The 22,693-nt window shown below is 68.4% G+C and carries 29 protein-coding genes; 3 read left to right on the forward strand and 26 right to left on the reverse strand.

Annotation, left to right across the window (positions count from 1 at the left end; genetic code table 11):
• Window positions 1-2: 2 nt before the first annotated feature.
• The 4 genes from AAHH99_RS13165 to AAHH99_RS13180 are packed head-to-tail and all read right to left on the reverse strand — an operon-like array spanning window position 3 to window position 3,030.
• On the reverse strand, window positions 3-653 hold the full coding sequence (locus AAHH99_RS13165) for a TlpA disulfide reductase family protein (RefSeq protein WP_418769001.1): 651 nt from the start codon (window positions 651-653) through the stop codon (window positions 3-5).
• Complete coding sequence (locus tag AAHH99_RS13170) at window positions 650-1,285, reverse strand: histidine phosphatase family protein (RefSeq protein WP_418769002.1); 636 nt, start codon at window positions 1,283-1,285, stop codon at window positions 650-652. Before AAHH99_RS13170 ends, AAHH99_RS13165 begins: the two co-directional genes overlap by 4 nt.
• Complete coding sequence (hemL, locus tag AAHH99_RS13175) at window positions 1,282-2,598, reverse strand: glutamate-1-semialdehyde 2,1-aminomutase (protein WP_418769003.1); 1,317 nt, start codon at window positions 2,596-2,598, stop codon at window positions 1,282-1,284. Before hemL ends, AAHH99_RS13170 begins: the two co-directional genes overlap by 4 nt.
• 51 nt (window positions 2,599-2,649) lie before the next feature.
• Window positions 2,650-3,030 (reverse strand): nitroreductase/quinone reductase family protein, encoded by a 381-nt coding sequence (locus AAHH99_RS13180; RefSeq protein WP_418769004.1) that lies wholly within the window; start codon window positions 3,028-3,030, stop codon window positions 2,650-2,652.
• Between the two features lie 22 nt (window positions 3,031-3,052).
• Here AAHH99_RS13180 and AAHH99_RS13185 point away from each other — a divergent pair, with 22 nt between their 5' ends.
• The gene (locus tag AAHH99_RS13185) at window positions 3,053-3,433 is read left to right on the forward strand and encodes a nitroreductase family deazaflavin-dependent oxidoreductase (protein ID WP_418769005.1); all 381 of its coding nucleotides are present in this window, start codon (window positions 3,053-3,055) and stop codon (window positions 3,431-3,433) included.
• Here the strand turns inward: AAHH99_RS13185 and AAHH99_RS13190 are convergent.
• The 14 genes from AAHH99_RS13190 to AAHH99_RS13255 form a co-directional block, all read right to left on the reverse strand.
• Complete coding sequence (locus tag AAHH99_RS13190) at window positions 3,430-4,788, reverse strand: cytochrome P450 (RefSeq protein ID WP_418769006.1); 1,359 nt, start codon at window positions 4,786-4,788, stop codon at window positions 3,430-3,432. The genes AAHH99_RS13185 and AAHH99_RS13190 overlap by 4 nt on opposite strands.
• A 49-nt stretch (window positions 4,789-4,837) precedes the next feature.
• Entirely contained in the window at window positions 4,838-5,320 is a 483-nt protein-coding gene (locus AAHH99_RS13195; RefSeq protein ID WP_418769007.1) for a pyridoxamine 5'-phosphate oxidase family protein, read from the reverse strand.
• A 35-nt stretch (window positions 5,321-5,355) separates the two neighbouring features.
• Complete coding sequence (locus tag AAHH99_RS13200; protein ID WP_418769008.1) at window positions 5,356-5,679, reverse strand: hypothetical protein; 324 nt, start codon at window positions 5,677-5,679, stop codon at window positions 5,356-5,358.
• A gap of 44 nt (window positions 5,680-5,723) precedes the next feature.
• Complete coding sequence (locus tag AAHH99_RS13205; protein ID WP_418769009.1) at window positions 5,724-6,392, reverse strand: TetR/AcrR family transcriptional regulator; 669 nt, start codon at window positions 6,390-6,392, stop codon at window positions 5,724-5,726.
• Window positions 6,379-7,236, reverse strand: a complete 858-nt coding sequence (locus AAHH99_RS13210) for an oxygenase MpaB family protein (protein WP_418769010.1) — start codon at window positions 7,234-7,236, stop codon at window positions 6,379-6,381. The genes AAHH99_RS13205 and AAHH99_RS13210 overlap by 14 nt, the downstream gene beginning before the upstream one ends.
• Before the next feature lie 116 nt (window positions 7,237-7,352).
• Window positions 7,353-7,610, reverse strand: a complete 258-nt coding sequence (locus AAHH99_RS13215; protein WP_418769011.1) for a hypothetical protein — start codon at window positions 7,608-7,610, stop codon at window positions 7,353-7,355.
• On the reverse strand, window positions 7,607-8,089 hold the full coding sequence (locus AAHH99_RS13220) for a DUF3093 domain-containing protein (protein WP_418769012.1): 483 nt from the start codon (window positions 8,087-8,089) through the stop codon (window positions 7,607-7,609). The genes AAHH99_RS13215 and AAHH99_RS13220 overlap by 4 nt, the downstream gene beginning before the upstream one ends.
• The gene (locus AAHH99_RS13225; protein WP_418769013.1) at window positions 8,086-8,457 is read right to left on the reverse strand and encodes a hypothetical protein; all 372 of its coding nucleotides are present in this window, start codon (window positions 8,455-8,457) and stop codon (window positions 8,086-8,088) included. The genes AAHH99_RS13220 and AAHH99_RS13225 overlap by 4 nt, the downstream gene beginning before the upstream one ends.
• 20 nt (window positions 8,458-8,477) lie before the next feature.
• Entirely contained in the window at window positions 8,478-8,930 is a 453-nt protein-coding gene (locus AAHH99_RS13230; protein ID WP_418769014.1) for a hypothetical protein, read from the reverse strand.
• Window positions 8,927-9,907, reverse strand: coding sequence for a porphobilinogen synthase (hemB, locus tag AAHH99_RS13235; protein ID WP_418769015.1), 981 nt, complete (start codon window positions 9,905-9,907; stop codon window positions 8,927-8,929). The genes AAHH99_RS13230 and hemB overlap by 4 nt, the downstream gene beginning before the upstream one ends.
• 24 nt (window positions 9,908-9,931) lie before the next feature.
• Window positions 9,932-11,611 (reverse strand): uroporphyrinogen-III synthase, encoded by a 1,680-nt coding sequence (locus AAHH99_RS13240; RefSeq protein ID WP_418769016.1) that lies wholly within the window; start codon window positions 11,609-11,611, stop codon window positions 9,932-9,934.
• Window positions 11,612-11,633: 22 nt separating this feature from the next.
• Window positions 11,634-12,566, reverse strand: a complete 933-nt coding sequence (hemC, locus tag AAHH99_RS13245; protein WP_064399682.1) for a hydroxymethylbilane synthase — start codon at window positions 12,564-12,566, stop codon at window positions 11,634-11,636.
• Between the two features lie 3 nt (window positions 12,567-12,569).
• Window positions 12,570-13,913, reverse strand: a complete 1,344-nt coding sequence (locus AAHH99_RS13250) for a glutamyl-tRNA reductase (protein ID WP_418769017.1) — start codon at window positions 13,911-13,913, stop codon at window positions 12,570-12,572.
• 141 nt (window positions 13,914-14,054) lie between these two features.
• The gene (locus tag AAHH99_RS13255) at window positions 14,055-14,309 is read right to left on the reverse strand and encodes a glutaredoxin family protein (protein WP_418769018.1); all 255 of its coding nucleotides are present in this window, start codon (window positions 14,307-14,309) and stop codon (window positions 14,055-14,057) included.
• A 39-nt stretch (window positions 14,310-14,348) separates the two neighbouring features.
• Between AAHH99_RS13255 and AAHH99_RS13260 the strand changes: the two genes are divergently transcribed.
• Window positions 14,349-15,239: an HAD family hydrolase gene (locus tag AAHH99_RS13260; RefSeq protein WP_418769019.1), complete on the forward strand. Its 891-nt coding sequence runs from the start codon at window positions 14,349-14,351 to the stop codon at window positions 15,237-15,239.
• Window positions 15,240-15,342: 103 nt separating this feature from the next.
• The gene (locus tag AAHH99_RS13265; RefSeq protein ID WP_064425337.1) at window positions 15,343-15,876 is read left to right on the forward strand and encodes an FAS1-like dehydratase domain-containing protein; all 534 of its coding nucleotides are present in this window, start codon (window positions 15,343-15,345) and stop codon (window positions 15,874-15,876) included.
• Window positions 15,877-15,897: 21 nt separating this feature from the next.
• Here AAHH99_RS13265 and AAHH99_RS13270 read toward each other — a convergent pair whose 3' ends face one another.
• The 8 genes from AAHH99_RS13270 to AAHH99_RS13305 form a co-directional block, all read right to left on the reverse strand.
• Window positions 15,898-16,965: a lysophospholipid acyltransferase family protein gene (locus AAHH99_RS13270; protein WP_418769020.1), complete on the reverse strand. Its 1,068-nt coding sequence runs from the start codon at window positions 16,963-16,965 to the stop codon at window positions 15,898-15,900.
• Between the two features lie 37 nt (window positions 16,966-17,002).
• On the reverse strand, window positions 17,003-18,103 hold the full coding sequence (locus AAHH99_RS13275) for an SDR family oxidoreductase (RefSeq protein WP_064399688.1): 1,101 nt from the start codon (window positions 18,101-18,103) through the stop codon (window positions 17,003-17,005).
• Window positions 18,104-18,132: 29 nt separating this feature from the next.
• On the reverse strand, window positions 18,133-18,234 hold the full coding sequence (locus tag AAHH99_RS13280) for a 30S ribosomal protein bS22 (RefSeq protein ID WP_003402602.1): 102 nt from the start codon (window positions 18,232-18,234) through the stop codon (window positions 18,133-18,135).
• A gap of 131 nt (window positions 18,235-18,365) precedes the next feature.
• Window positions 18,366-18,626, reverse strand: a complete 261-nt coding sequence (locus tag AAHH99_RS13285; RefSeq protein ID WP_064351303.1) for a helix-turn-helix domain-containing protein — start codon at window positions 18,624-18,626, stop codon at window positions 18,366-18,368.
• A gap of 127 nt (window positions 18,627-18,753) precedes the next feature.
• Window positions 18,754-19,635, reverse strand: a complete 882-nt coding sequence (proC, locus tag AAHH99_RS13290) for a pyrroline-5-carboxylate reductase (protein WP_418769021.1) — start codon at window positions 19,633-19,635, stop codon at window positions 18,754-18,756.
• Window positions 19,636-19,695: 60 nt separating this feature from the next.
• Complete coding sequence (locus tag AAHH99_RS13295) at window positions 19,696-20,568, reverse strand: thioesterase family protein (protein WP_418769022.1); 873 nt, start codon at window positions 20,566-20,568, stop codon at window positions 19,696-19,698.
• A 47-nt stretch (window positions 20,569-20,615) separates the two neighbouring features.
• On the reverse strand, window positions 20,616-21,461 hold the full coding sequence (locus AAHH99_RS13300) for a sugar phosphate isomerase/epimerase family protein (protein ID WP_064419923.1): 846 nt from the start codon (window positions 21,459-21,461) through the stop codon (window positions 20,616-20,618).
• A gap of 15 nt (window positions 21,462-21,476) precedes the next feature.
• Entirely contained in the window at window positions 21,477-22,667 is a 1,191-nt protein-coding gene (locus tag AAHH99_RS13305; protein WP_418769023.1) for a hypothetical protein, read from the reverse strand.
• Window positions 22,668-22,693: the final 26 nt, after the last annotated feature.

Genomic DNA, 22,693 nt, shown 5'->3' on the forward strand with positions numbered 1-22,693 from the left:
ACTCACGTGCCGGCCTTCTCGGGCTCGGCGGCCCCATCCTTTTCGCGCGCAAGCCGTTCCACCACCGGCTGGAGGTCCTCGGCCAGCAGTTCACGCAGGAACACCGCGGCGACGCGGTGCTCGCGGTCCAGGACCACCGTCGAGGGGATCACCGTCGTCGGATAGCGTCCCCCGAACGCGATCATGGTCCGCATCGGCGGATCGTAGATCGACGGGAAGGTGATTCCGCGGTCGATGATGAAGTCGCGCGCCGCAATTCGGTTGTTGTCCCGGACGTCGATGCCGAGGAATTGCACGCCGAGGTCCTTGGTGGCGTCGTAAACCTTTTGCAGCTCGGTGATCTCGGTTCGGCACGGACCACACCACTGGCCCCACACGTTGAGCACCACCACCTTGCCCGCGAAATCGTCCAGGGAGATGGTCTTGTCGGGGTCCATCAGATCGGGACCGCGGAGCGGGCCCGGGCGGCCACGATCCTGCGGGGGATCGTAGAAGATGTCGGTCTGGCCGCCGGGGGCGACGAATTCGAAGGTGCCGCCCTGCGCGACGGCGTCGTCACCGGTGGAGCAGCCGACCAGCGCGACACATCCCGCGCAAGCTGCGATGACCGCCTGCGCGAAGAGCCGACGGCCGAGCACCACCCACCGACTCACTGCCCGGCCAACTCCGCGTAACCCCAGCCGACGTAGGTGTCCCCGTGGAAGTAGAACGATGTCACCGACGCCAGGTTGCACAGCCGCCGGGTCGGGAAGTGGTGCAGCGGTTGACCGACCATCGACCGGCGCAACGTCTCAACGGGCAGTTGATGGCTGACGCACACCGCCTCGTGGCCGGCCGCCTTGGCCCTGGCCCGATGCACCGCGGCGGTCATCCGCTCGGCGATCTCGTGGTACGGCTCCCCCCATGACGGGATGCGCGGATTGCGCAGGTGCCACCAGTTGCGCGGGTCGCGCAGCGCACCGTCGCCCGGTGATACCCGTTGCCCCTGAAAGATGTTCAACGATTCGATGAGCTCGTCATCGGTGTCGACGGACAGCCCCAGACCCGCCGCGATCGGGGCCGCGGTCTCCTGCGCCCGCTCCAGCGGTGAGGCGACCACGTACACGATGTCGCGCATCGCGAGCCAGTCCGCCACGGCCTTTGCCTGCGCTCGCCCCCTCTCGGAGAGGTGGTAGTCGGGAAGTCGACCGTAGAGGATCTTGTCGGGGTTGTGCACTTCCCCGTGGCGCATGACGTGCACCACTGTCTTCACGGCCTCGGCGGCCTCGGACGGCTTGTCGGTCATGCCGGTTTGACCGCCTCGGCGGCGGCGCGCGCCGCGCCGGGCAGCGCGGCGGCGATCCGTTCGAATGCCTCATCGTCCAAAGCCGTCGACACGAACCACGTCTCGAAGGCACTCGGCGGCGGATACACACCGGCGTCCAGCAGCGCATGGAAGAAGGCCGGAAACCGCCACGTCTCCGACGCCCGCGCCGAGGCGAAGTCGGTGACCGGCTGGTCGGTGAAGAACACGCTGAACATGTTTCCGGCCCGCGAGACCGTATGCGCCACACCGGCTTCGGTCAACGCCTGCTCGAGCAGCACCGTGAGGCGGTGGGCGTTGGCGTCGAGTGTGGCGTACACGGAGTCGTCGGCCGCGCGCAGTGTCGCCAGACCGGCCGCCATCGCGACGGGGTTCCCGGACAACGTGCCGGCCTGATACACCGGCCCCAGCGGGGCCAGCCGCTCCATCACCTCGGCGCGGCCGCCGAACGCCGCCGCGGGCAGCCCACCACTCATCACCTTGCCGAAGGTGAACAGATCCGCATCGACGGGATCGATTCCGTACCAACCGGATCGGCTGACCCGGAAGCCGGTCATCACCTCGTCGACGATCAACAGGGCACCGTGATCGGCCGTGATGCGGCGCAACGCGGCATTGAAACCTTCCTGCGGGGCCACCGTGCCCATGTTGCCCGGACTGGCTTCGGTGATCACGCAGGCGATCTCGTCGCCGAACCGGGCGAAGACCTCCTCGACGGCGGCCACGTTGTTGTAGGGCAGCACGACCGTGTCGGCGGCGGCGGCGCCCGTCACGCCCGGCGAGGACGGCAGGCCGAGCGTGGCAACACCGGAACCCGCGTCGGCGAGCAGCGCGTCGCTGTGGCCGTGGTAGCAGCCGGAGAACTTCACGATCTTGGCCCGTCCGGTGTAGCCGCGCGCCAGCCGGATCGCACTCATCGTGGACTCAGTGCCGGAGTTCACCAGCCGCAGCCGCTCGACCGGCGCGACCCGGCCGATGATCTCGGCGGCCAGCTCCGACTCCGAGGGGGTGGGCGCGCCGAAGGACAGGCCGTCGGTCACCACGCGTTGCACCGCGGCGACCACGTCCGGATGCGCGTGGCCGAGGATCATCGGTCCCCACGAGCAGACCAGGTCGACGTAGCGGTTGCCGTCGGCGTCGGTCAGCCAGTAACCATTGCCCGAGGTGATGAACCGAGGGGTGCCGCCGACCGAGGCGAACGCCCGCACGGGTGAGTTCACCCCGCCCGGGATCACGGCCGACGCCTCGGCGAACAACCGCGCCGACACCTCGGTGGTGATCTGGTCAGCACGCATGGCCACCAGTGTCCCAGCCTGGTGCAAACCGTCAACTACAGGGTGTAGTGGTCAACCCTTCGGCGTCAGCACGAAGACCGGATGGTCGGCCTCGCGCGGCAACTTCCGGAAGTACCCCTCGACCGACCGGCCTGCCTTCTGCCGATACGCGGTGATGACCGGCTGGCGGTCCTGCGGGGCAATCTCGGAGGCGACGTACTCCGTGGTGCCCAGCGCGAGATTTGGGTCGACCCTCAGATTCTTGACCCACTCGGACTCGCCCCGCGTCGACACCAGATAGCAGGAACCCCCGACGTCGACCGGGATCACCGGGATTCGTTGAGGCCGTCTGCTGCGGCGGGTGGTCACGGTCAGCTGTTCGCCCATTCCGACCGTCATGGCGATCGGGTTGAAGATTTTCGCGGTGAACCACGGGGGCTTGAGATATGCCATGCCACCTCAGTTTGATACTGGTATGCAGCTCCCGCAATGGCTCGCGCGGTTCAACCGCCGCGTCACCAATCCGATTCAGCGGTTGTGGGCGGGGTGGGCTCCGTCGATGGGCATCCTCGAGCACACCGGGCGGAAATCGGGTAGGCCGTACCGAACTCCGCTGACGGTGTTCCCGACCCATGACGGGGTGGCCGTTCTGCTCACCTATGGCCCGGACCGCGACTGGCTGAAGAACATCACCGCAGCGGGCGGTGGGCGGATGAGAAGGTATGGCCGGACGTTCGGCGTCCGTGACCCCCGGGTGGTGACGAAAGCCGAGGCGGCGCCGTCGGTCACCGGGTGGATGCGGCCCCTGTTCGGGTTGCTGCCGTTCGACCAGGCCGTTCTGCTGACGCGGGTCTAATCGCGCGGTCGCAGGCGGGCCAGGATCGGCCCCTTGGCGATGGTGGTGAACGGCACGTCGCACTCGAACGTGCTGTTCAGCGATTCGATCCGGGCGGCCCGCACGATCGTGGCCAGCGCCAGCGTCGTCTCCAGCCGTGCGAAGTGTTCGCCGATGCACGGGCGCCCGCCGGCGAGGAACGGCAGGAACTGCCAGCGCTCGCGCTTCGCGGTGTTCTCGGGGCTGAACCGCTCGGGGTCGAAGACCATCGGGTCGGGCCAGAGCGCGGGATCGTGATGCAGTCCGTAGAGACCGAGCGCCACGAGGGTGCCCGCCTCGATGCGATAGCCGTCGACCGCGATGTCGCGGGTGGCCAGCCGGGCCACACCGGCCGCCGGTGGGCACAGCCGGATCGCCTCGTGCAGCACCTGCACGGTGTACGTCAGTCGGGGCACGTCGTCGGGGGTCAGCTCCCGCTCGCCGATGGCGGCGGCCTCCGCGGCCACGCGGTCCTGGATGTCGGGATGACGCCCCAGCGCCCACAGCGAGAAGGTGAGCGCGGTCGAGGTGGTGTCATGCCCGGCAAGCATGAAGATCAGCAGGTCGTTGGAGATGTCGTCGTCCGAGAGCGGCAACCCGGTTTCGGGATCCCTGGCCGCCATCAGCGCCCGCACGAGCGGGGCGTCACGCGTCGGGTCGTCACGACATGCGCGCACCATCTGGTCGGTGATCTCCCTCATCTCGGCGACCGCGCGGCGCGCCCGGCGACGAGCGGGCGTGGGAAGCCAGCGCGGCGCCCGCACCGGCCGCAGTGCGCGGTCGGCGGTGTAGGAGGACGCGACATGCATGCAGCGGCCGATCGTGTCGGCGCGCTCGTTGAGGTCGACACCCAGGACGGAATGTCCCAGCGACTGCATCGCGACGCGGCGGCACTCGACGTCGAGGTCGAGCTCGCCGCCATCGCGCCAGCGGTCGACGAAGGCCTGGGCGGCCGCGGACATGTAGCCGCCGAAATTGCGGACATTCTGCTTGGTGAACACCGGCTGCAGCGCCCGCTTACGCGGCCGCCACAGCTCGTTGGGCAATACGAACAGGCTGTCGCCTGCCATGTTGCGGACTTCGTCGTGGTAGATGCATCGCTCAGACGAGCCATCGGGGCGTCCGAGTATGTCGCGCATACCGGCAGGCGACATCACGGCGACGATCGGTTGATACAGCCACTTCGGCGCGACCTGTATGCGCGTGATCGGGCCGCCGGCGTCGCGGATGACGTCCTGGCCGGTGTCGAGCCTGCGGAGGAGTTTGACCAACCGCCAGATCGGCAGCGGGTTCTTCGGCACCAGCGGCAACGCCGAGACGTCGAGCGTGGTGGTCATGTGCAGATCATCGCCCAGGTCGCGGCGGCTCCGCACCGGTACGCGATATTCACGCCGACCAGGTGAGCGGCGCGCCTTCACCTTTCGTCATCACCGCCCCGGGCATGACCCGGATGCGGTACGGCGTCAACCGCAGCGCGGCAAACTGCTCGGAGGTCGGCCCGTCCTGCCACACGGGGATGATCCGCGGGTAATAGCCCACCGGTGCGGGGGCGGTGGCGAACTTGTCCCACACCGCGGCCCTGGTTTCGTCGTCGATGTACCACTCGACCAGACACTCCGCGCTGCATGTGTCGTGGTTGGTGGTCCAGTAGCTCACCGAGACCTCCGGGTGCACCGCGAGGTGGTTCTTCTTCACCGGAGACGGCACAGTGGCGATCCAGCCGAGGAGATCGGTCCCGTCCCACTCCCAGAACGGATGCAGGATGCGGGTGCGCGGCCGACCGTTCGCGTCGACACTGGCCACCGAGGCCCACACGATCGAGTGGGCCATGTCGACGAACGCCGGCGCAATCGGTTCCAGAGGGGTCACGGTTGCCCAGCGTAGGCACGCGACCACTCGGACTGTCAGGTGCCGCTGCCCTCGGATGCTTCGCTGCCCGCAGATTCCTTGCTGAACTTCGGGTTTCCGTCATCGTCGAGCCAGTCGTTCACCGCGGTACCCGCGACGGCGCCACCGCTGCCCGGCATCTTCGTGGTCGGCCTCTCTTCTTCGTAGGCCTTGTGCATTTCTTCGGCCTTTTCCCGATGATCGTCGGTCACTTCGGGTTTCTCGGTGGGCGGCGGCGTTTCCTGCTCGCTGGTGACCTGGTGGTGTTCGTCGGTCTCCGGTTCAGCCTTGCGCTGCTCCTCGATGAACCCTTCGTTCTCCTGGCCTTGTTCGCTGGTCATGGACCATGACTGCCCGAAGAGCCGAAATACGAAACGCAGTTTCCCTAACCGGTGGACACGGTTCGCAAAGCCGTGGGCAGGCTGGGAAGGAAGTGTTTGCGAGCGAAAGCACGAACGTCGTCGGCTGACTCGAGAGGCTGAGAGCTGGGCAGCAGCAACACCATCACCGCGTAGCGCAGGATCGTGTCGGCCAATTCCTCGACGGTCTCCTCGCCGATGCGCTCGGCGAACCCGGCCGGGAAGATGACCCGCAACGCTGCGGCCATCCGGGTGATCGCGGCGTCGTAGTGCGTGCGGGCCAGTTCGAGAAGCAGAGCGGGATCGTCGGTCAGTATCCGGTACAGCACACGGTGGCGACGGAACTTCAGGATCGACAGGGTGAATGCCTCGACGTAGTAGTTCGATTGCGGCCCAGCGCGTTTGACCTCTTCGGCGATGTCGGCGAAAAGCGCGATGTTCTCGCGTTCGATCACCGCGGCCACGAGCTCGTCGCGGTTGGCGAACCGGCGGTAGATCGTGGTCCGGCTGACGCCTGCGCGGCGGGCGACGTCGTCGAGTGCGACCCGCCGGAAGCCGTGCCGCTCGAACTCGATGACGGCGGCGTCCAGGATGGCTTCCGTCGCGGGCGACGAATCGGACCCCGTCGCGGGCGACGAATCGGACCCCGTCGCGGGCGACGAATCAGGCCCCTTGGCCGGGTCAGGCCCGGGCATAACCCTTTTGGGCGTAGCTGTTGTAGCGCCAAGTCATGGGCAGACGATCCCACACCCAGTTGACCGGGCGCGACCGCCACAACGCCGCGAACCGTTGGTAGCGGCGCTCCTGGCGTTCAGTCCACGGCAGTTGCAGCAGCTCGCGCGCGCGGGGCGGCAGGCCGCCGGTGGTCAGGAACGCCGCGAGCGGATTGAACGCCGGCGCGATCAGCTTCCACGCCCACGCGGGGACACCCTGGGGGCGCGGGAAACCCTTCGTGACGTAGCCGACGCCGTAGACCGCGGTCTTGTGTGCGACGACGATCTCGTCGAGCATGCGGTCCCAGTACCTTTCGAACTCGTCGTAGGTGGCGGGCATCGGCCGGTCGCTCACGCCGTAGCGGCGGTACCACGTCTTGGACTCGAGATAGATCTGCTCCTTCTCCTCGCGGCTCAGCCGCTTGACGAAGGTGTCGGCGAAGTACAGCACCTGTTCGACGAACGTCGCGTGCGCCCAGAAGTAGGTCTCCGGATCCAGGGCGTGGTACCGGGCGCCGTCGGGCATCTTGCCCTTGATGTCGGTGTGGTAGTCGCGCACCTGGGCGCCCGGGTGGTTCTCGTCGGAGCCGTAGACCGTGTTGAAGATCGGCGGCAGCGAGCGCTTGACCCGCGCGGCGGTGTCGTCGAAGAACACCGAGTGGTCGAGCACGCCCTGGCCGAGTTCGGCGAGCATGTTCTGCAGCACCGCGGGGCGCGGCCCGATCAGGTACATCCGGTTGTCCCCGAAGTAGCGCCACACCAGCGACTGCGGGCCCAGCGGCAGCGCATTGTCGACGGGCCTGTCTGTCTCCACCAATTCGGTCATGTGAGACAGTGTTACAAATTTTGCACTTTGTACCAAGCGGCTGTGAGCGGCCTCTCACTTTCCGCGAGCGACCTGTTTTGCACGGGATCGCTCGGCGTGTCACCGTGCAAACGCGGTCACTCGCGGGGCATAGGAGCAGGGCGCCGGGACCGGCGCCAATGGGTGATGGCCAGCACCACGAACACACCGGCGGCCGTCGCCAGCAGCAGCGCAAGCCCCACCATCGGCGCGCTGTACTCGACCGAGGTCGTTCGCGGTTCGCCTTCGAGCACCGGCGGGACCGCAACCGTCGTCTTGGCCGCCAGCCAGCTCAGCACGCCGCCCACCGCGGCGGCGACTGCCAGCACCAGCTCGAGCGCTGCGCGGACCGTCATACCGGTGGAATGCGCTCTTCGATGAGCTGAGTCAGCGTCTGTCGCAGCGTCTGATGCTTGCGGGCCCAGGCCTGCGCGGTGCGGTCATTGGTCATCTTCAGCCCGATACCCGTGCGACCGCGCGGCACACCGGTGAGCTCGCCCAGCGCCCGCGCCGACTGCCATTTCGGCGCCTCCGAACCGGTGGCCTCGGGATAGATGCGGACGATCTCGTCGGTACTGATGCGCTCGGTGCCCTGCCGCAGCGTGTCGGGTGTCAACTCCACCGAGGTGTGGATACGGGCAGCCTTGACCTGGATCGCGAGGAAGCCGCTGACGAGGACCAGGAACATCCCGGGAACCACCCACTGGAACCCGTAGCCGGCCGACGCCTGGATCAATCCCATCGCGATCGCCGCACCGGGGCCCGCGGCCAACCACCACCAACTGGCCCCCTGCTCGTAGAACAGCACTTGCGGCGCGGTCTGCTTGTCGGTCACGTCGCTTCCTCTTGCGCGTTTGCGCTCGGCCGGGTGATCAGGACGGCGCCCGCGATCAGGGGCAGTACCGCGAGCACCGTCACGATGTGCACGACGCCGCGCATAGCGAGCAGGGCCACGAATACGACGATGGTCAGCGCCAACGCGACGCTGGCGCGGCGGAACCGGACATCGCCCGCGCGGCTCCGGCCCGCAAGGAACGCCATTCCGGCGCCGGCGACGGCGGTGAGGACCCCCGCGCCGCGAAACAGCGGCGGCAGATTGACCGAGGCGGCGATGAGCCCCCCCAGCATCAACATCACCGCGGCGACGACCCAGCACCAGAAGGCGGCGGTGACGACGCGGGCTCGCGGCGCAGGAGCGGTCATGGTCGGGTCAGCCTATCGGGTCACCGCGTGAAGTAGTCGTTGGCGTCTTTGCGGTGAAGCAGGTACACACCGCCCACGATCAGCACCGAGCCGAGGATGGCGGTGACGGCGTAGGCGAGCGCGGCCGCAGGCGGCCGTTCTTCGCCGAACAGGCTGCTCACGGCGTACACGACCGCTGCGACACCTGCGCCGGTCAGCACGGTGCGGGCCCACCGGTAGCCCTGGCGCATCAGGAATTGGAACGTCAGCGCCACGGCACCGAGGATCACGATGAACACCGCCGAGAGGGCCAGCACCGGTGCGGGCAGGCCGTCGGCGCGGTCGCTGACCAGCAGGTCGACGACCTGGCCGACGACCATCAGGGCGAGCGCGACCACCCAGAGCCAGAAGCCGGTGTCAACGTCGTCGGGACGGCCACCCGGCCCGGACTGCTCGCCGGTCTCATCCGGTCGGCCCTGCGGCTCCGGATTCACGCCAGCCAACCGGCGACGTCGGCCGCCCAGTACGTCAGGACGATGTCCGCCCCGGCCCGCCGGATGCTGGTCAGCGTCTCCAGAGCCACCGTCTGCAAGTCGATCCAGCCGTTGGCGGCTGCGGCGCTGATCATCGAGTACTCGCCGGAGACCTGGTAGGCGGCCACGGGAACCGGCGACAGGTCGGCGGCCGCGCGCACCACGTCGAGGTAGCCCATCGCGGGCTTGACCATGACGATGTCGGCACCTTCGTCGATGTCGAGTTCCACCTCGTGCAACGCTTCGCGGGCGTTGCCCGGATTCTGTTGGTACGTGCGACGATCGCCGCGCAGGCTCGATCCCACCGCTTCCCGGAACGGCCCGTAGAAACCCGAGGCGAACTTCGCGGCGTACGCCAGGATGACGGTGTCGGTGTGCCCGGCAGCGTCCAGCCCGTCGCGGATCGCGGCGACCTGGCCGTCCATCATTCCGCTCGGCCCGACCACTTGCGCCCCTGAATCTGCTTGCGCCACAGCGAGTTCCACGTAGCGCTTGTTGGTCAGGTCATTATCAACCCTGCCCGACGCGTCCACGATTCCGCAGTGGCCGTGGTCGGTGAACTCGTCGAGGCAGGTGTCGGCCATCAGCACGGTGTCGTCACCGAGGTCACTCGCCAGGTCGCGCAGGGCGACGTTGAGGATGCCGTCTTCGGCGACGCCGACGGAGCCGGTGGGATCCTTGTCCGCGTCGCGCGGCACGCCGAACAGCATCAGGCCACCCACACCGGCGGCCACCGCGTCGGCGGCGGCGCGGCGCAGCGAGTCGCGGGTGTGTTGGACGACACCGGGCATCGACGAGATCTGTCGCGGCTCGTCGATGCCGTCGGCGACGAACATCGGCAGCACGAGTTGCCGCGACTGCAAGGTGGTTTCGGCGACGAGTCGCCGCAGCGCCGGAGTCGTGCGCAGCCTGCGGGGGCGATGCCTAGGAAAGCCCATGCAAACCCACCTTCGGTTCTGCGGTCAGCGGCGGCGGCTCTTCTTACGCGGCGGCGGCAGTGCGCCCTCGGCCCGCAGCCGGGCGGCGTGCTCGGCGAGCGCCTCCACCAGCGGTCCAACGGCGGCCACCTCGGGCTGCACATCGACGCGCAGACCGAATTCCGCTGCGGTCTCGGCGGTCTTGGGCCCGATGCACGCGACGATGGTGCGCGCGTGCGGCTTGCCCGCGATACCGACCAGGTTGCGCACCGTGGAGCTCGAGGTGAAGCAGACCGCGTCGAAGCCACCGGTCTTGATCATCTCGCGGGTGTGCGCAGGCGGCGGCGCGGCTCGCACCGTGCGGTACGCCGTGACGTCCTCGATCTCCCAGCCGCGCTCACGCAGACCCTCGGCCAGCGTCTCGGTGGCGATGTCGGCGCGCGGCAGCAACACGCGGTTCACCGGGTCGAAAACGTCGTCGTACGGCGGGAATTCGTCGAGCAGGCCGAGCGACGACTGCTCACCGGCCGGAACCAGCTCGGGATTGATGCCGAACGCCCGCACCCGATCCGCGGTGGCCTGACCGACGCAGGCGATCCTCACACCCGAGAACGCCCGTGCGTCGAGACCGAACTCGTTGAACTTCTCCCACACCGCACGCACCGCGTTGGTGGAGGTGAACACCACCCACTGGAACCGGCCGTCGACCAGTCCCTTGACCGCGCGCTCCATCTGAGCGGGGCTGCGCGGCGGCTCGACGGCGATGGTCGGCACCTCGATCGGCAGCGCACCGTGGCCCACCAACTTCTCGCTCATCTCGCCGGCCTGGTCCTTGGTGCGGGGCACCAGCACGGTCCACCCGTACAGTGCGCGGCTCTCCCACCAGTTCAGCTTGGTGCGGTTGGCCACGGTCTTGCCGATGGTCACCACGAGCGGTCCCGCCAACGGACCGGCCGGCTCGGAACCCGCCAGGGTGGCCTTGTCAAGCAGCCCGGCCAACGTGGTCTCGACCGAACGCTGTTGGCACGTGGTGCCGTTGGCGGTCACCACCAGTGGCGTGGTGTCGGTCAGCCCGTACTCGATCAGCGTGCGCGCCGCGTCGGGCAGATGAGACGCCGTCGCGTGCAAAATCAGCGGGCCGGGCGCGGCGGCCAATGCGGCCCAGTCGACGTCGGGGTCGCGGACGTCGGCCACGGTGTGCGCCGAACCCAGCGGCAGGCCCGCGTAGGTGGGCACCGCGGTGGTGTCCGGCAGGCCCGGCACGATCTCGAAGTTCAGGTGCGACTTCGCCAACGCCGACACCTCGGTGATCACGGCGTCCACCGACAGCGGATCGCCCGCCACCAGCCGGACCACGTCCACCCCGGTGCGTGCCTCGGTGATCAGCGTCTTGGCCACCTCGGCCGGATCGCCGACGGCCGACCGGATATCCGGCCCGCCTGGGGCCACACGTGAGTAGGGGAGGATGGCCGGCGCCTCCTTGCCCGAGGCTTCGCCGTTGTCGGCGGGCTCAGCCGGTTCGGGCCCCGACGGGGGCGGCAGTTCGCGACCCACCAGGGCCAGCACCGCTTCCGGCACCTCGGGATCGGTGAACACCAAGGCAGCGTTGGCGAGCACCGTGTGCGCCCGCGTCGTCAGCAGTCCCGGGTCGCCAGGACCCGAGCCGACGAACGTGATGCGGCCCGGCTTCGGCTTGCGCCCCCGCCCGCTGGTCTGGCCTGTCATCTCAGTCACTCCGCTCTACAGCTCAGTTGGCGTCCGCCATGAGTTCGCGCGCCCCGAGGTCGAACAACTCCTCGGCCACCGAGAGTCCCAGCTCCCGGGCCCGGTCGGTCGTGCCGACGCCGGACGCGCGGATCACGTCGGATCCGTCCAGTGCCGCCACGCAGCCGCGCAGCGACACCTCTTCGAAGACGTTGCCGTCCTCATCGATGGACTCGACCACCTCAGCGATCGCGCCCACCGGTGCGTGACAACCCGCCTCCAGTCGGGCGAGCAGGGCCCGTTCAGCGGTGACCGCGGCGCGTGTGTCGGCGTCGTCCAACTCCGCCAGCAGCGCAGCGAGCTCGGTGTCGCCTGCGCGGCACTCGACCGCGAGCGCACCTTGAGCCGGCGCTGGCAACATCTGCACCGGCTCGAGAGTCTCTGTGACATCGGCCAGTCGCCCGATGCGGGCCAGTCCCGCCCGTGCGACTACGATGCCGTCGAGATCACCGTTGCTAACCCTGTTCAACCTGGTATCCAGGTTGCCTCTTAGGGGGCGGATTTCCAAACCGAGACCCAGTGCTCTAAGCTGCGCCGCCCTGCGCGGGCTCGACGTGCCGATCAGAGAACCCGGCGGCAACTCCCCGAGCACCAGCCCATCGCGTGCCACCAGGGCGTCCCTGGGGTCTTCGCGCGGGGGACTCGCGGCGATGACAAAGCGGGCATCGGCTGCGGTCGGCAGATCCTTGAAGGAGTGCACGGCGGCGTCCACCCGACCGTCGTGGATGGCTTCGCGCAGGGCCGCGGTGAACACGCCAACGCCGATCTCGGCGATCGGGCCCTGGTTGCGGTCGCCCTCGGTGGAGATTGGGACGAGTTCGGCCGCATGTCCGTTCGCGATGAGCGCGTCTCGGACCGTACCGGCCTGAGTGGTCGCCAGGAGGCTGGCGCGAGTGCCTATCCGAATTACAGTCAAGCGTTACTCGGCCTTGTCGAGATCTGGTGTGACCAAAGGCAATTCGGGCCCAGCGACGGCGTCGACGGCCTGCTGGTCGAGCTCGAAAAGCTCGCGCAGCGCTTCGGCGTAGCTGTCTCCGCCCGGCGCGCTCGCCAGCTGCTTGACGCGCACGGTCGGGGCGTGCAGGAGTTTGTCGACAACCCGTCGCACCGTCCTGGCGACCTCGTCGCGGTGGACGGCGTCCAGGCCCGGCAGGCGGTGGTCCAGCCTCAGCAGCTCGGCCTCGACCACGTCGGCAGCGCGCTGGCGCAGCGCGGTGACGGTCGGGGTGACCTCGGCCATCCGCTGACCGGCCAGGTAGTTGGCGACCTCGGCGGCGACGATCGCGCGGGCGGCTTCGGCGTCGGAGGCCGCTGCGCGGGCCGCCGGTTCGCGCTGGATGCGTTCCATGTCGACGACGTGGACGCCGGGCAGTCCTGCCACGGCGGGGTCGACGTCGCGGGGCATGCCGAGATCGCAGATGACCAGCTGCTTGGGCTCTTGGCCGTGAGCGAGGCCGCGGTGCACGTCGGCCAGTGAGACCACCGGGCGCACCGCTCCCGTGCAGCAGACGACCACGTCGGCGTCGGTCAATAGCGGCGGCAGATGGTCGAAGGGGAACGCGTGCGCGTCGACGCCCAGTTCCCGGATGTTCGCGGCGAGCCGTTTGGCCCGGGGCTGGCTGCGGTTCACGACGTGGATCCGCTCGACACCCGCGCGGGTCAGGTGTTTGGCGGCCAGCGAGCCCATCGAACCCGCCCCGATGACCACCGCGGTGCGGCCGGCCAGCGAGCCGAGCTTGGATTCGGCGGTGCACAACGCGACGGACACCACCGACGCGCCCGCGGCGTCGATGCCGGTCTCGGTGTGCACCCGCTTGCCGACGGCCAGCGCGCGCTGCGAGAGCTCGTGCAGGGTGCGTCCGACGGTGTGGTTGGCCTCGGCGGCGGCGTACGCCCGGCGCACCTGGCCGAGCACCTGCTGTTCTCCGACGACGGCGGAATCCAGGCCCGAGGCCACCGCGAACAGGTGCTCGACGGCCGCTTCGGCATACCGCACGTACGCGTATTTGGTCAGGTCGTTGAGGCTCATCCCGGAGTGCTCGGAAAGCACCTGGCCGATCACCGACAGCCCGCCGTGGAACGCGTCGACGACGGCGTAGATCTCCACGCGATTGCATGTGGACAGCACCATGGCCTCGGTGACGAGGGAGGATTGCAGCACCCGGTCGACGATCTTGGCCTGATCGGACTCGTCGGTGCTCAGCTGCTCGAGCACCGACACCGGCGCACTGCGGTGCGAAACCCCGAAAAGCAACACGCTCACGGCTTCATCACCACGTCATCCAAGGTAGTCGTTGAACAGTTAGCTCACCAAATTCCCCACCATTATCGCCGAAATTGCGTTCCAGCAGCCGAATCACGAGTGGAGGCCTGCTGGAACGCAATTTCGCGCAGAAACGGATGGTCACTTCGCCAGGTCGGCCCGAAGGCGTGGCTCGTCGATCTCCCAGTAGCTGTGCTCGCTGCCGTCGAGCAGAACGACCGGAAGCCGGTCGCCGTACTCCGCGCGCAGCCCGGAATCGCCGGCGGCCGCAGCGGCGTCGACATCGGTGACGGCCAGCGTGAAGCCCAGCTCGTCGGCCAGCGCCGCGAGCCGGGCCGCCGCCGCGGTGCAGATCGTGCAACCGTCGCGCGTCAGCAACTCCACGTGGTGCTCCACCTCGCCAGTATCTCCACCTCCGTGACTTAGGGTTGATCCGTGTCTCGAAACGGCGACCGCGAAGCTGCTGAACAGCAACTTGCCGGTGAGGCCAGTGCGGAGGCGGCCGTCACCGACCTCGTGGCCGAAGCCGCCACGGCGCCGCCCGCACCGCCCCCGGACCTGACCGCGGCGGCGTTCTTCGACGTCGACAACACCCTCGTGCACGGCTCGTCGCTGCTGCATTTCGCCCGCGGCCTGGCCGCGCGCAAGTACTTCACCTACGGCGACGTCGCGCGCTTCGTCTACGCGCAGGCGAAATTCCAGCTGACCGGCCGCGAGAACAGCGAGGATGTGGCCGCGGGCCGGCGCAAGGCGCTGGCCTTCATCGAGGGCCGCTCGACGGCCGAACTGATGGCGGTCGGCGAGGAGATCTACGACGAGATCATCGCGGACAAGATCTGGCCGGGCACGCGCGCACTCGCACAGATGCATCTGGACGCCGGACAGCAGGTGTGGCTGGTCACCGCGACCCCGTACGAACTGGCCGCGACCATCGCCAAGCGGCTGGGCCTGACCGGGGCGCTGGGAACGGTCGCCGAGTCCGTGGACGGGGTGTTCACCGGGCGCCTGGTCGGCGACATCCTGCATGGCACCGGCAAGGCGCACGCGGTGCGCTCGCTGGCCATCCGCGAGGGCCTCAACCTGCGCCGCTGCACGGCCTACTCGGACAGCTTCAACGACGTGCCGATGCTCTCGCTGGTGGGTACGGCGGTGGCGATCAACCCCGACGCCGATCTGCGCGACCTGGCCCGTGAGCGGGGGTGGGAGATCCGCGACTTCCGCACTGCCCGCAAGGCCGCGCGCATCGGGGTGCCGTCGGCGCTGGCGCTCGGCGCGGCCGGAGGGGCGTTGGCGGCGGTGGTCTCCCGCCGCCAGGAGGGCCGCTGACGGGCCGCTCTGGTCGCGGCGGTGGCCGAGACCCGCTGATAGGCTCGCGCCGCTGACTCCGACGAGGAGAGACGGCAGCGCGCACCCGAGGAGCAGTTCAGGTATGGCAATCGCAGAGAACATCATCGGAACGCACTACCGGTATCCCGATTACTTCGAGGTCGGCCGGGAGAAGATCCGTGAGTTCGCACAGGCGGTCAAGGACGAGCACCCCGCGCATTTCACCGAAGAGGCCGCCGCGGAGTACGGCTACGACTCGCTGATCGCGCCGCTGACCTTCCTCGCCGTCGCCGGTCGCCGCGTTCAGCTGGAGATCTTCAACCAGTTCGATGTGCCGATCAACATGGAGCGCGTGCTGCACCGCGACCAGAAGATCACCTTCCACCGCCCGATCCTGGCCGGCGACAAGCTGTTCTTCGACTCCTACCTGGACTCGGTAACCGAATCGCACGGTGCCATCGTCACCGAGGTGCGTGGCGAGGTGACCGACGCCGACGGCAACCCCATCCTGACGAGCGTCGTCACGGTCATGGGCGAGGCGCAGTCGGACACCGAAGCCGACGAGGTGAGCCAGCGCATCGCGGCCGCACGCGACGAGGCAATCGCGAAAATGATTGCCAAGCAAAGTAATTCGTAGAGCTAGCGGCTTTCCGCGCGCTCAGCCCAAGAACGTGTTCCGGCGCTGGGTGAGCAGTTGGTACAGCGTCTGCTGGATGGTCTCGCGCACCTGGTCGGTGAGTTCAAAGGTGACCATCGGATCGTCGGCGGCCGACTCGTCGTAGTCCGCGGTCTCGATCGGTTCGCCGAACTGGATGTGCCATTTCGACGGGAGCGGCACCATGCCCGCCGGACCCGCCAGCGGGAAGAACGGGGTGATCGGGAAGTACGGCAGCCCGAGCAACCGGGCCAGCAGCTTGACGTCGGCGATCATCGGATAGATCTCCTCGGACCCGACGATCGAGCACGGCACGATGGGCGCCTTGGTGCGCAGCGCCGCAGAGACGAAACCGCCGCGACCGAATCGCTGCAGCTTGTAGCGGTCTTTGAAGTGCTTGCCCAGGCCCTTGTAACCCTCGGGGAACACCGCGGTCAGCTCACCCGCGGCCAGCAGCCGATGCGCATCGGCGGTGCAGGCCATGGTGTGGCCGGCCTTGCGGGCGGCCTGACCGACCACCGGCAGGTCGAACACCATGTCGGCAGCGAGCAGGCGCAGGTCGCGCTGCGCCGGGTGGTGGTCGTGCACCGCCACCGACGTCATCAGCCCGTCGAACGGCAGCACGCCGGCGTGGTTGGCGACCACGAGCGCGGCACCGGTTTCGGGCAGATGCTCGATCCCGCTGACCTCGACGCGGAACCACGACTTGAAAAAGACTCTCAGCAAAGGCAAAAAGATTGCGTTGTTGAGGTGGGCGTCGAACCCGAACTCGTCGACGGTGTATTCCCCCGTCATCCGCTTGCGCACGAACTCGCCGACCGAGGCGATCTGCTTGGCCAGTTCGGTGGGCGTCTCGTCGACCGGAGGTGCGCCAGCGACGCCGCCGCGGTGCTCGTCGATCTCGCGAACGACGGCGGCGATCTCCTCGGCGGAGGCCCCGCCTACCGGATCCGACAGCTGCGAGGGATGTCGGCGCGAGCCCTGCGCTCGTGCGGCATTACGCCGCTGAGCCGCTGCACGGCCCGAATTGCCATGCAGCGGAATGACTTTCGCCTTGGACTCGCCCGCCACGGTCGTTTCCTTCTCCCCACCCGATAAGTTGATGCGCCTAGCGCCCCCACCGTTGCGCCGCGGCAACGGCGCGACTCTCCATTGAGCGTACCCACCGCGGGTCAACGATCGGAGTCAATCCGCGACCTCGGACGTAATCGTCGAAGGCCTCCACCGTCGTCCACTTCGGGTTATAGCCGAGATCGTTGCGCATCCGCGATGTGTCCATCACTCTGCCATAACTGAGGTAGTTCAGCTGCTCACGATCGAGTTCAGTGTAACGAGTCGCGCGCCTCAGCGAATCCACCGCCGCCAGCGCCGATCGCGGCACGGGCAACGCGATCCGGCCGGCCCTCCGGATCGCCTGGCTCATCATCACGATCCCGGACGCGCCGACGTTGTAGGTGCCCGCCTTGCCCGCCATCGTCGCGCGCTCGAGCGCCCCGAGCGCATCCTGCTCGTGCAGCAGCTGGAGCCTGGCGTCGTGTCCGATGACCGTCGGCACCACGGGGCCGGCGAGGTAGCGCGACAGCGCGGTGTCCATGCCCGGCCCGATCATGTTGGCCAACCGCAGGATGGTCACCGCGATGTCGGGCCGACGACGCCCCAGTCCGCGCGCATAGCCCTCGATGTCGATGCTGTCGCGGGCGAAGCCCTCCCCCGGTGGCCGTCGCGCGCTGGTGTCCTCGGTGAACATCACCGGGTCGCGCGAGGTCGAGCCGTACACCTCCGAGGTGGACTTGAGCACGACGCGCTGCACCGACGGCGCCTTCTGGCAGGCCGCGAACAGCTGGATCGCGCCCATCACGTTGAGTTCCTTGAGCGTCGCGCGGCCCCCGGAGCGAGGTGCGTAGGACGCCGCCGCGGCATGGACCACGGTGTCGACGTCGCCGTTGCGGATGACCTTCGCGATGAAGGGATTGCGGATGTCGGCGCGGACGAACTCCGCGCGGCCCATGCGCCGCAGAAGGTCCTTGCTCGGAGTGATCGCGTCGACGGCGATCACATGGTTGATCAACGGGTTCTGCGCCAGCCTGGCCGTCAGATAGCCGCCGAGGAACCGGCACGCCCCGGTGACCAGCACGACCTTCGGATACTGCACGGCGTCGCGTGGGTCAGCTCCGTTGACGTCTCCATTGGCACGACCCTCGGAATCCATGTCCGGAGCCTAGCGACGGCGGGCGGCGATTACTTGCCGAGTTTTCTGCGCTGGACCCGGGTGCGACGAAGCAGCTTGCGGTGCTTCTTCTTCGACATGCGCTTGCGCCGCTTCTTGATGACTGAACCCATGAACTCCGCTACCTACGCCTTACCTGCCCGATGAGCATCGTTGACTGACCCGGCCACTTTACCGGGCTGTGCAGGTAACCGCGAAACGCGCCCAACGGCCGGCGAAGGTCGCGCCGGGAACGCGGAGGAGATCAGCCTGCGTCGAAGTACGAGCTCTCCAACATGTCGTGAACAGCCTTCGCATGCACGCGGAACGAGCGGCCGACCCGGACGGCAGGCAGCTCGCCGTTGTGCACCAGCCGGTACACCGTCATCTTGCTGACCCGCATCAGGCTCGCCACTTCGGCGACGGTGAGGAATTGCGCCCGTGGCTGTTGACCGTCGGATCCGGAGTCCCGAGCCGACTTCCCACTGGCCGAATCCCGCGAGGATGGCCCGTTCATAGACGTCATCGCAACCCAATCATTCAGGCACGGGCAGTTCCAGCGGCTTCCCCACCGCTGGCACCGACCCGTGCTTACACGAGGAGAATAGCGTGGCAGATGGTGTTACTGCGACGGGTGTGGGTAATTTAAAGAATTACTCAGATGTAATTCCGAGCTGCTCAGAGCGCATTTTCGCGGCCTCGACCGCCCTGGCAACGGCCGCCCGCAGGCCGCCCCTCTCGAGTTCCCGCAGACCGGCCGCGGTGGTGCCGCCCGGCGAGGTGACCGTCGCGCGCAGTTGAGCGGGCGTGGTGTCCATTCCGGCACCCGACGGGCCGCCGGCGGCACCTCCCGCGGACGCGGCCCGGTCGAGGCGATCCAGCAACATCGCGGCCGACCCCGCCATGGTCTGTGCGACGAGGTCGGTGGCCGCCGATCGCGACAGCCCGGCGTCGACGCCGGCGTCGACGAGCGCCTCGACCATCAGAAAGAAATAGGCCGGTCCCGACCCGGAGATCGCGGTGACCGCGTCGAGTTGGGCCTCGGGCACCGTGAGCACCCCGCCGACCGCGTCGAAGATCGCCGAGACCTCCTTCATCTGTTCGGAGGTGGCGAAGCGACCGGCCGACAGGGCGCTGACTCCCCCGCCGACGACCATCGGTGCGTTGGGCATGACGCGGATCACCGGCGCGCCGGCGGGCAGCTTGTTCTCGTAGTACTCGGTGGTGACCCCGGCCGCGACCGTCACGAAAACCTGTTCGGCCGTATCACTTTCGGCATTGGTCGCCGCATCGACGATCTCGTCGACGAGCCCGGCCACATCGGCCGGTTTGACGGCCACGATCACGTAGCTCGCGTGGTCCACCGCGTTGGCCACCGTCGTCACCAGCACCGAATAGGTGTCGGCTAGGTACTGGGCCCGGTCCGAATCCTTCTCCGCCACCACCAGGTCTTTGACCTGCCGCCCGGCCCGCAGCAGCCCGGACAGCAGCGCCTCACCGATACTTCCACCGCCGACGATCGCGATTCTGGCCATGCCGGAAGCATTGCAGACGGTCGGGCACCGCGTGTGCGGCCACCCGCCGCGGCTTGCCGACTATCCCTGCGGAACCATCGCGAGTTGGCGGGTCTGCACGACGATGTGGCCCTCGCAGTCGACGACGATGTGGTCCTCGTCGAACCAGTCCTGGCCGATCTGCACGGTCGTGCAGAGCACGCGCAACCACCCGTCGGCGGGCAAGGTGCGCAGGTACGCCGTCAGCTGGACGGTGGGCGCCCAACCGAACCGGTTGACACCGAACGTCACAGGAGCCGACACGTCGCCGCACAGCAGCGCGAAAAGCACGTCCGGGGCGACGCCTTTAGGCCGCACCCAGTACTCGATCACCGGCGGGCCGCCGTCGGACCGCGGTTCCATCGTGGTCAGCGAGGGCCGGATGTCGCAGCCGCGCGCGAGGTGCACGATGTCGGCCATCGGGTGCCCCTCACCGATCGGCTCGAGACCGGGCGGTGGCTCCGGTTGCATCAACGGGATCACGGGATTGACTGAGAGCAGCGGCGCCACATGATGTTCCGGCTCACCGAGCGTGATCGCGGCCCGCACAGCGGTATGGTCCCCCTGGTGGAGTTCGACGTCGATCAGGCTGACGCGACGCCCGCGTTTGCGCACGGTCGTGACCACCTGCATCGGGCCAGGGTCGGGCGCCCACAGGAAGTTTCCCGACACCGCGATCGGTTCCACGCCACCACTCACCTGATCCCCCGATTCGTCCCCTGCGCTGCGCGCGTGGGCCCATCGTTCCAACCCCCTGGCATGCTCCGTCCGCGCGGCGTTCGCGCACAGCGCGAGCATCGCACCGCCGTGCACCTTCGGCCCGATCGTCCAATGTTCGTTCAGCTCACCGTGATACACGCCGTCACCGGCGTGGGTGAGCGCCATGGCGTCGGTGAACAGGGTGGAGCCGGTCATCTGGTGAATCCTTCTGGAAGCGAGTTCGGAAACGAGGTCAGGGTGCGTCAGCGCAGCAGGTGCCTGCGGGCGAACTGCAACGACTCGACCAGTAGCGCTTCGCGTTCGGCGGCGGTGCGCGCACCCGATGTGGTCACCTCAAGGATCACATGGCCGTTGAAGTCGCTTGCGGCCAGCATCTCGCACACCTCCACCGTCGGCTGAGTGCCGCGGCCGGGCACCAGGTGCTCGTCGGTCGAGGCGCCGCTGCCGTCGCACAGGTGCAGGTGCACCAACCCCTCGCCCATGCGGCGCGCCATCTCGAGTGCGTCGGAGCCGGCGGTCGCGGTGTGCGACAGGTCGAGCGTGTAGTGGGCGTGGTCGCCGTCGAGCGGGTCGTAGGACGGCGCGAACGCCGAGATGCCCGGTCCGGGGTTGCCGCCACGCTTGCGCATCCGCTCGATCGAGGTCTGACCCGCCCCGAAGAAGCGGTCGGCACGGAACGGGAACATGTTCTCCACGGCGACCATCACGTCGCTGGACGCTTCGAGCTCGGCGACCTGATCGGAGAAGCCTTCGGCGTAGCGGCGCTGCCACCGGAACGGCGGATGCACGACGACGGTCTGGGCGCCCAGTTGTTCGGCGGCGCGCACGCTGCGTTCGAGTTTCGGGATCGGGTTGGCACCCCACACCCGCTGGGTGATCAACAGACACGGCGCGTGCACGGAGAGCACGGGCATTTCGTAACGCTTCGACAGCTGCTCGATGGCGTCGATATCTTGGCTGACCGTCTCGGCCCACACCATGAGCTCGACTCCGTCGTAGCCGAGCTTGGCCGCGTACTCGAAGGCCGCCTCGGTTCTCAGCGGGTAGACCGAGGCCGTCGACAGACCGACCTTAATGGCTGGACGCACGGGTGATTGGGCGCCTCAAGCCGCCTGCATCAATGCCAGCGGCCCGAATGTCACCATCGCGCCGACCGCGACGGCGATCAGCGTGCTGCCGATGTCCTCGGTCTTGCGGACCACGCGCACGCCGACCACCAAGCCCAGGATCACGAGCACGCCGAGTACCAGCGCGACAATGCTGTTCCACTTCCACAGCTGGTCGAAGGCGATGAACAGCCCGGCGCCGAACGCGACCGCGACCACGCACTGCCCGACGACCATCGCCCCACGCAGGAACGACGACATCACACCCGAACGCGGGGCGTCCTCCTCCTCGTCGAGGTCGACGTCGGCCGGGCTCAGGCCGTTGTTTCGCCGGGCGACATCGTCGTCGACGTCGGGACCCCCGAACAGGGCGTCGCCGGGAGAACGCAGGTAGGACGGCCTGTCGTCGCGCTCCTCGTGCTCCGGCTCGGCCACGGCGACGGCCGCGTCGGCGGCCTCGTCGGCGTCCGGATCAGCCCAGTCGACCGGATCCGGGCTCATCTCCTCGGCGCCGACCTGGGCATCGCTGGGTGCTGCCGGTGCGCTGCGACCGAGCATGCCGAAGCGCCGGCGCGCGAAGGTCGAGCGCCGCGGCGGGGCGAAGAAGTCGAGGTCCTCGTCGGCGTCGCGCTGCTCGATGTGGGTCTGGTAGTCGGAGACCGCGTCGGCGTAATCGTTGTCCTCGTCCGCACCGGCCGCGTCGTCGGCCTCGTCCTCGACCTCGACCTCGATGGCGTCGACCTCGGACGTTTCGGTGTCGGAGGCCTCGAGAGGCTCGTCTTCAGGGACCTCGAGGGCTTCCTCCTCGACGACCGGGCCGGCGTCGGTTTCGGCGACCTCGGCAGTCTCGGCGGGGTGATCGACGGCGCCGGTGGCGACCTCGGCAGTCTCGGCGGGGGCGGTCTCAGCAGTATCGGTGGCGGGTCCGGCGTCCGCGGCGGCAGCGACGGGCTCGGCTTCGGCGGGGGCCTCGACCGTCGCGGCGGCCGAACGCCCCGTGGCGGGTGCGTCGTCGTCACGGATGATCGGGATCTCACCGGTCAGTTCGGCGACGGTAACGGAGTCGGCGCCGCGGCGACGACGGCGCCGCCCGCCGACCGGCGGGGCACCGATCGTGCCGTTGCGCGCCAGCAACTCCGCGACCGAGATGGGCCGCGTGTTGCTGTGGTCGTCTTCTGGTCCTGTCATCGTGTGTTGCCTTCGGGCCTCGTCAT

The sequence above is a fragment of the Mycobacterium neumannii genome, from assembly GCF_048452905.1.
Classification (GTDB): Bacteria; Actinomycetota; Actinomycetes; order Mycobacteriales; family Mycobacteriaceae; genus Mycobacterium; species Mycobacterium neumannii_B.

Excerpts from the sequence above, each read along its gene's own strand:
- AAHH99_RS13170 (WP_418769002.1), bottom strand. The coding sequence starts at position 1,285 with ATGACCGACAAGCCGTCCGAGGCCGCCGAGGCCGTGAAGACAGTGGTG.
- hemL (WP_418769003.1), bottom strand. The coding sequence starts at position 2,598 with ATGCGTGCTGACCAGATCACCACCGAGGTGTCGGCGCGGTTGTTCGCC.
- AAHH99_RS13180 (WP_418769004.1), bottom strand. The coding sequence starts at position 3,030 with ATGGCATATCTCAAGCCCCCGTGGTTCACCGCGAAAATCTTCAACCCG.
- AAHH99_RS13185 (WP_418769005.1), top strand. The coding sequence starts at position 3,053 with ATGCAGCTCCCGCAATGGCTCGCGCGGTTCAACCGCCGCGTCACCAAT.
- AAHH99_RS13190 (WP_418769006.1), bottom strand. The coding sequence starts at position 4,788 with ATGACCACCACGCTCGACGTCTCGGCGTTGCCGCTGGTGCCGAAGAAC.
- AAHH99_RS13200 (WP_418769008.1), bottom strand. The coding sequence starts at position 5,679 with ATGACCAGCGAACAAGGCCAGGAGAACGAAGGGTTCATCGAGGAGCAG.
- AAHH99_RS13205 (WP_418769009.1), bottom strand. The coding sequence starts at position 6,392 with ATGCCCGGGCCTGACCCGGCCAAGGGGCCTGATTCGTCGCCCGCGACG.
- AAHH99_RS13210 (WP_418769010.1), bottom strand. The coding sequence starts at position 7,236 with ATGACCGAATTGGTGGAGACAGACAGGCCCGTCGACAATGCGCTGCCG.
- AAHH99_RS13215 (WP_418769011.1), bottom strand. The coding sequence starts at position 7,610 with ATGACGGTCCGCGCAGCGCTCGAGCTGGTGCTGGCAGTCGCCGCCGCG.
- AAHH99_RS13225 (WP_418769013.1), bottom strand. The coding sequence starts at position 8,457 with ATGACCGCTCCTGCGCCGCGAGCCCGCGTCGTCACCGCCGCCTTCTGG.
- hemB (WP_418769015.1), bottom strand. The coding sequence starts at position 9,907 with ATGGGCTTTCCTAGGCATCGCCCCCGCAGGCTGCGCACGACTCCGGCG.
- AAHH99_RS13240 (WP_418769016.1), bottom strand. The coding sequence starts at position 11,611 with ATGACAGGCCAGACCAGCGGGCGGGGGCGCAAGCCGAAGCCGGGCCGC.
- AAHH99_RS13265 (WP_064425337.1), top strand. The coding sequence starts at position 15,343 with ATGGCAATCGCAGAGAACATCATCGGAACGCACTACCGGTATCCCGAT.
- AAHH99_RS13275 (WP_064399688.1), bottom strand. The coding sequence starts at position 18,103 with ATGGATTCCGAGGGTCGTGCCAATGGAGACGTCAACGGAGCTGACCCA.
- AAHH99_RS13280 (WP_003402602.1), bottom strand. The coding sequence starts at position 18,234 with ATGGGTTCAGTCATCAAGAAGCGGCGCAAGCGCATGTCGAAGAAGAAG.
- AAHH99_RS13285 (WP_064351303.1), bottom strand. The coding sequence starts at position 18,626 with ATGACGTCTATGAACGGGCCATCCTCGCGGGATTCGGCCAGTGGGAAG.
- proC (WP_418769021.1), bottom strand. The coding sequence starts at position 19,635 with ATGGCCAGAATCGCGATCGTCGGCGGTGGAAGTATCGGTGAGGCGCTG.
- AAHH99_RS13295 (WP_418769022.1), bottom strand. The coding sequence starts at position 20,568 with ATGACCGGCTCCACCCTGTTCACCGACGCCATGGCGCTCACCCACGCC.
- AAHH99_RS13305 (WP_418769023.1), bottom strand. The coding sequence starts at position 22,667 with ATGACAGGACCAGAAGACGACCACAGCAACACGCGGCCCATCTCGGTC.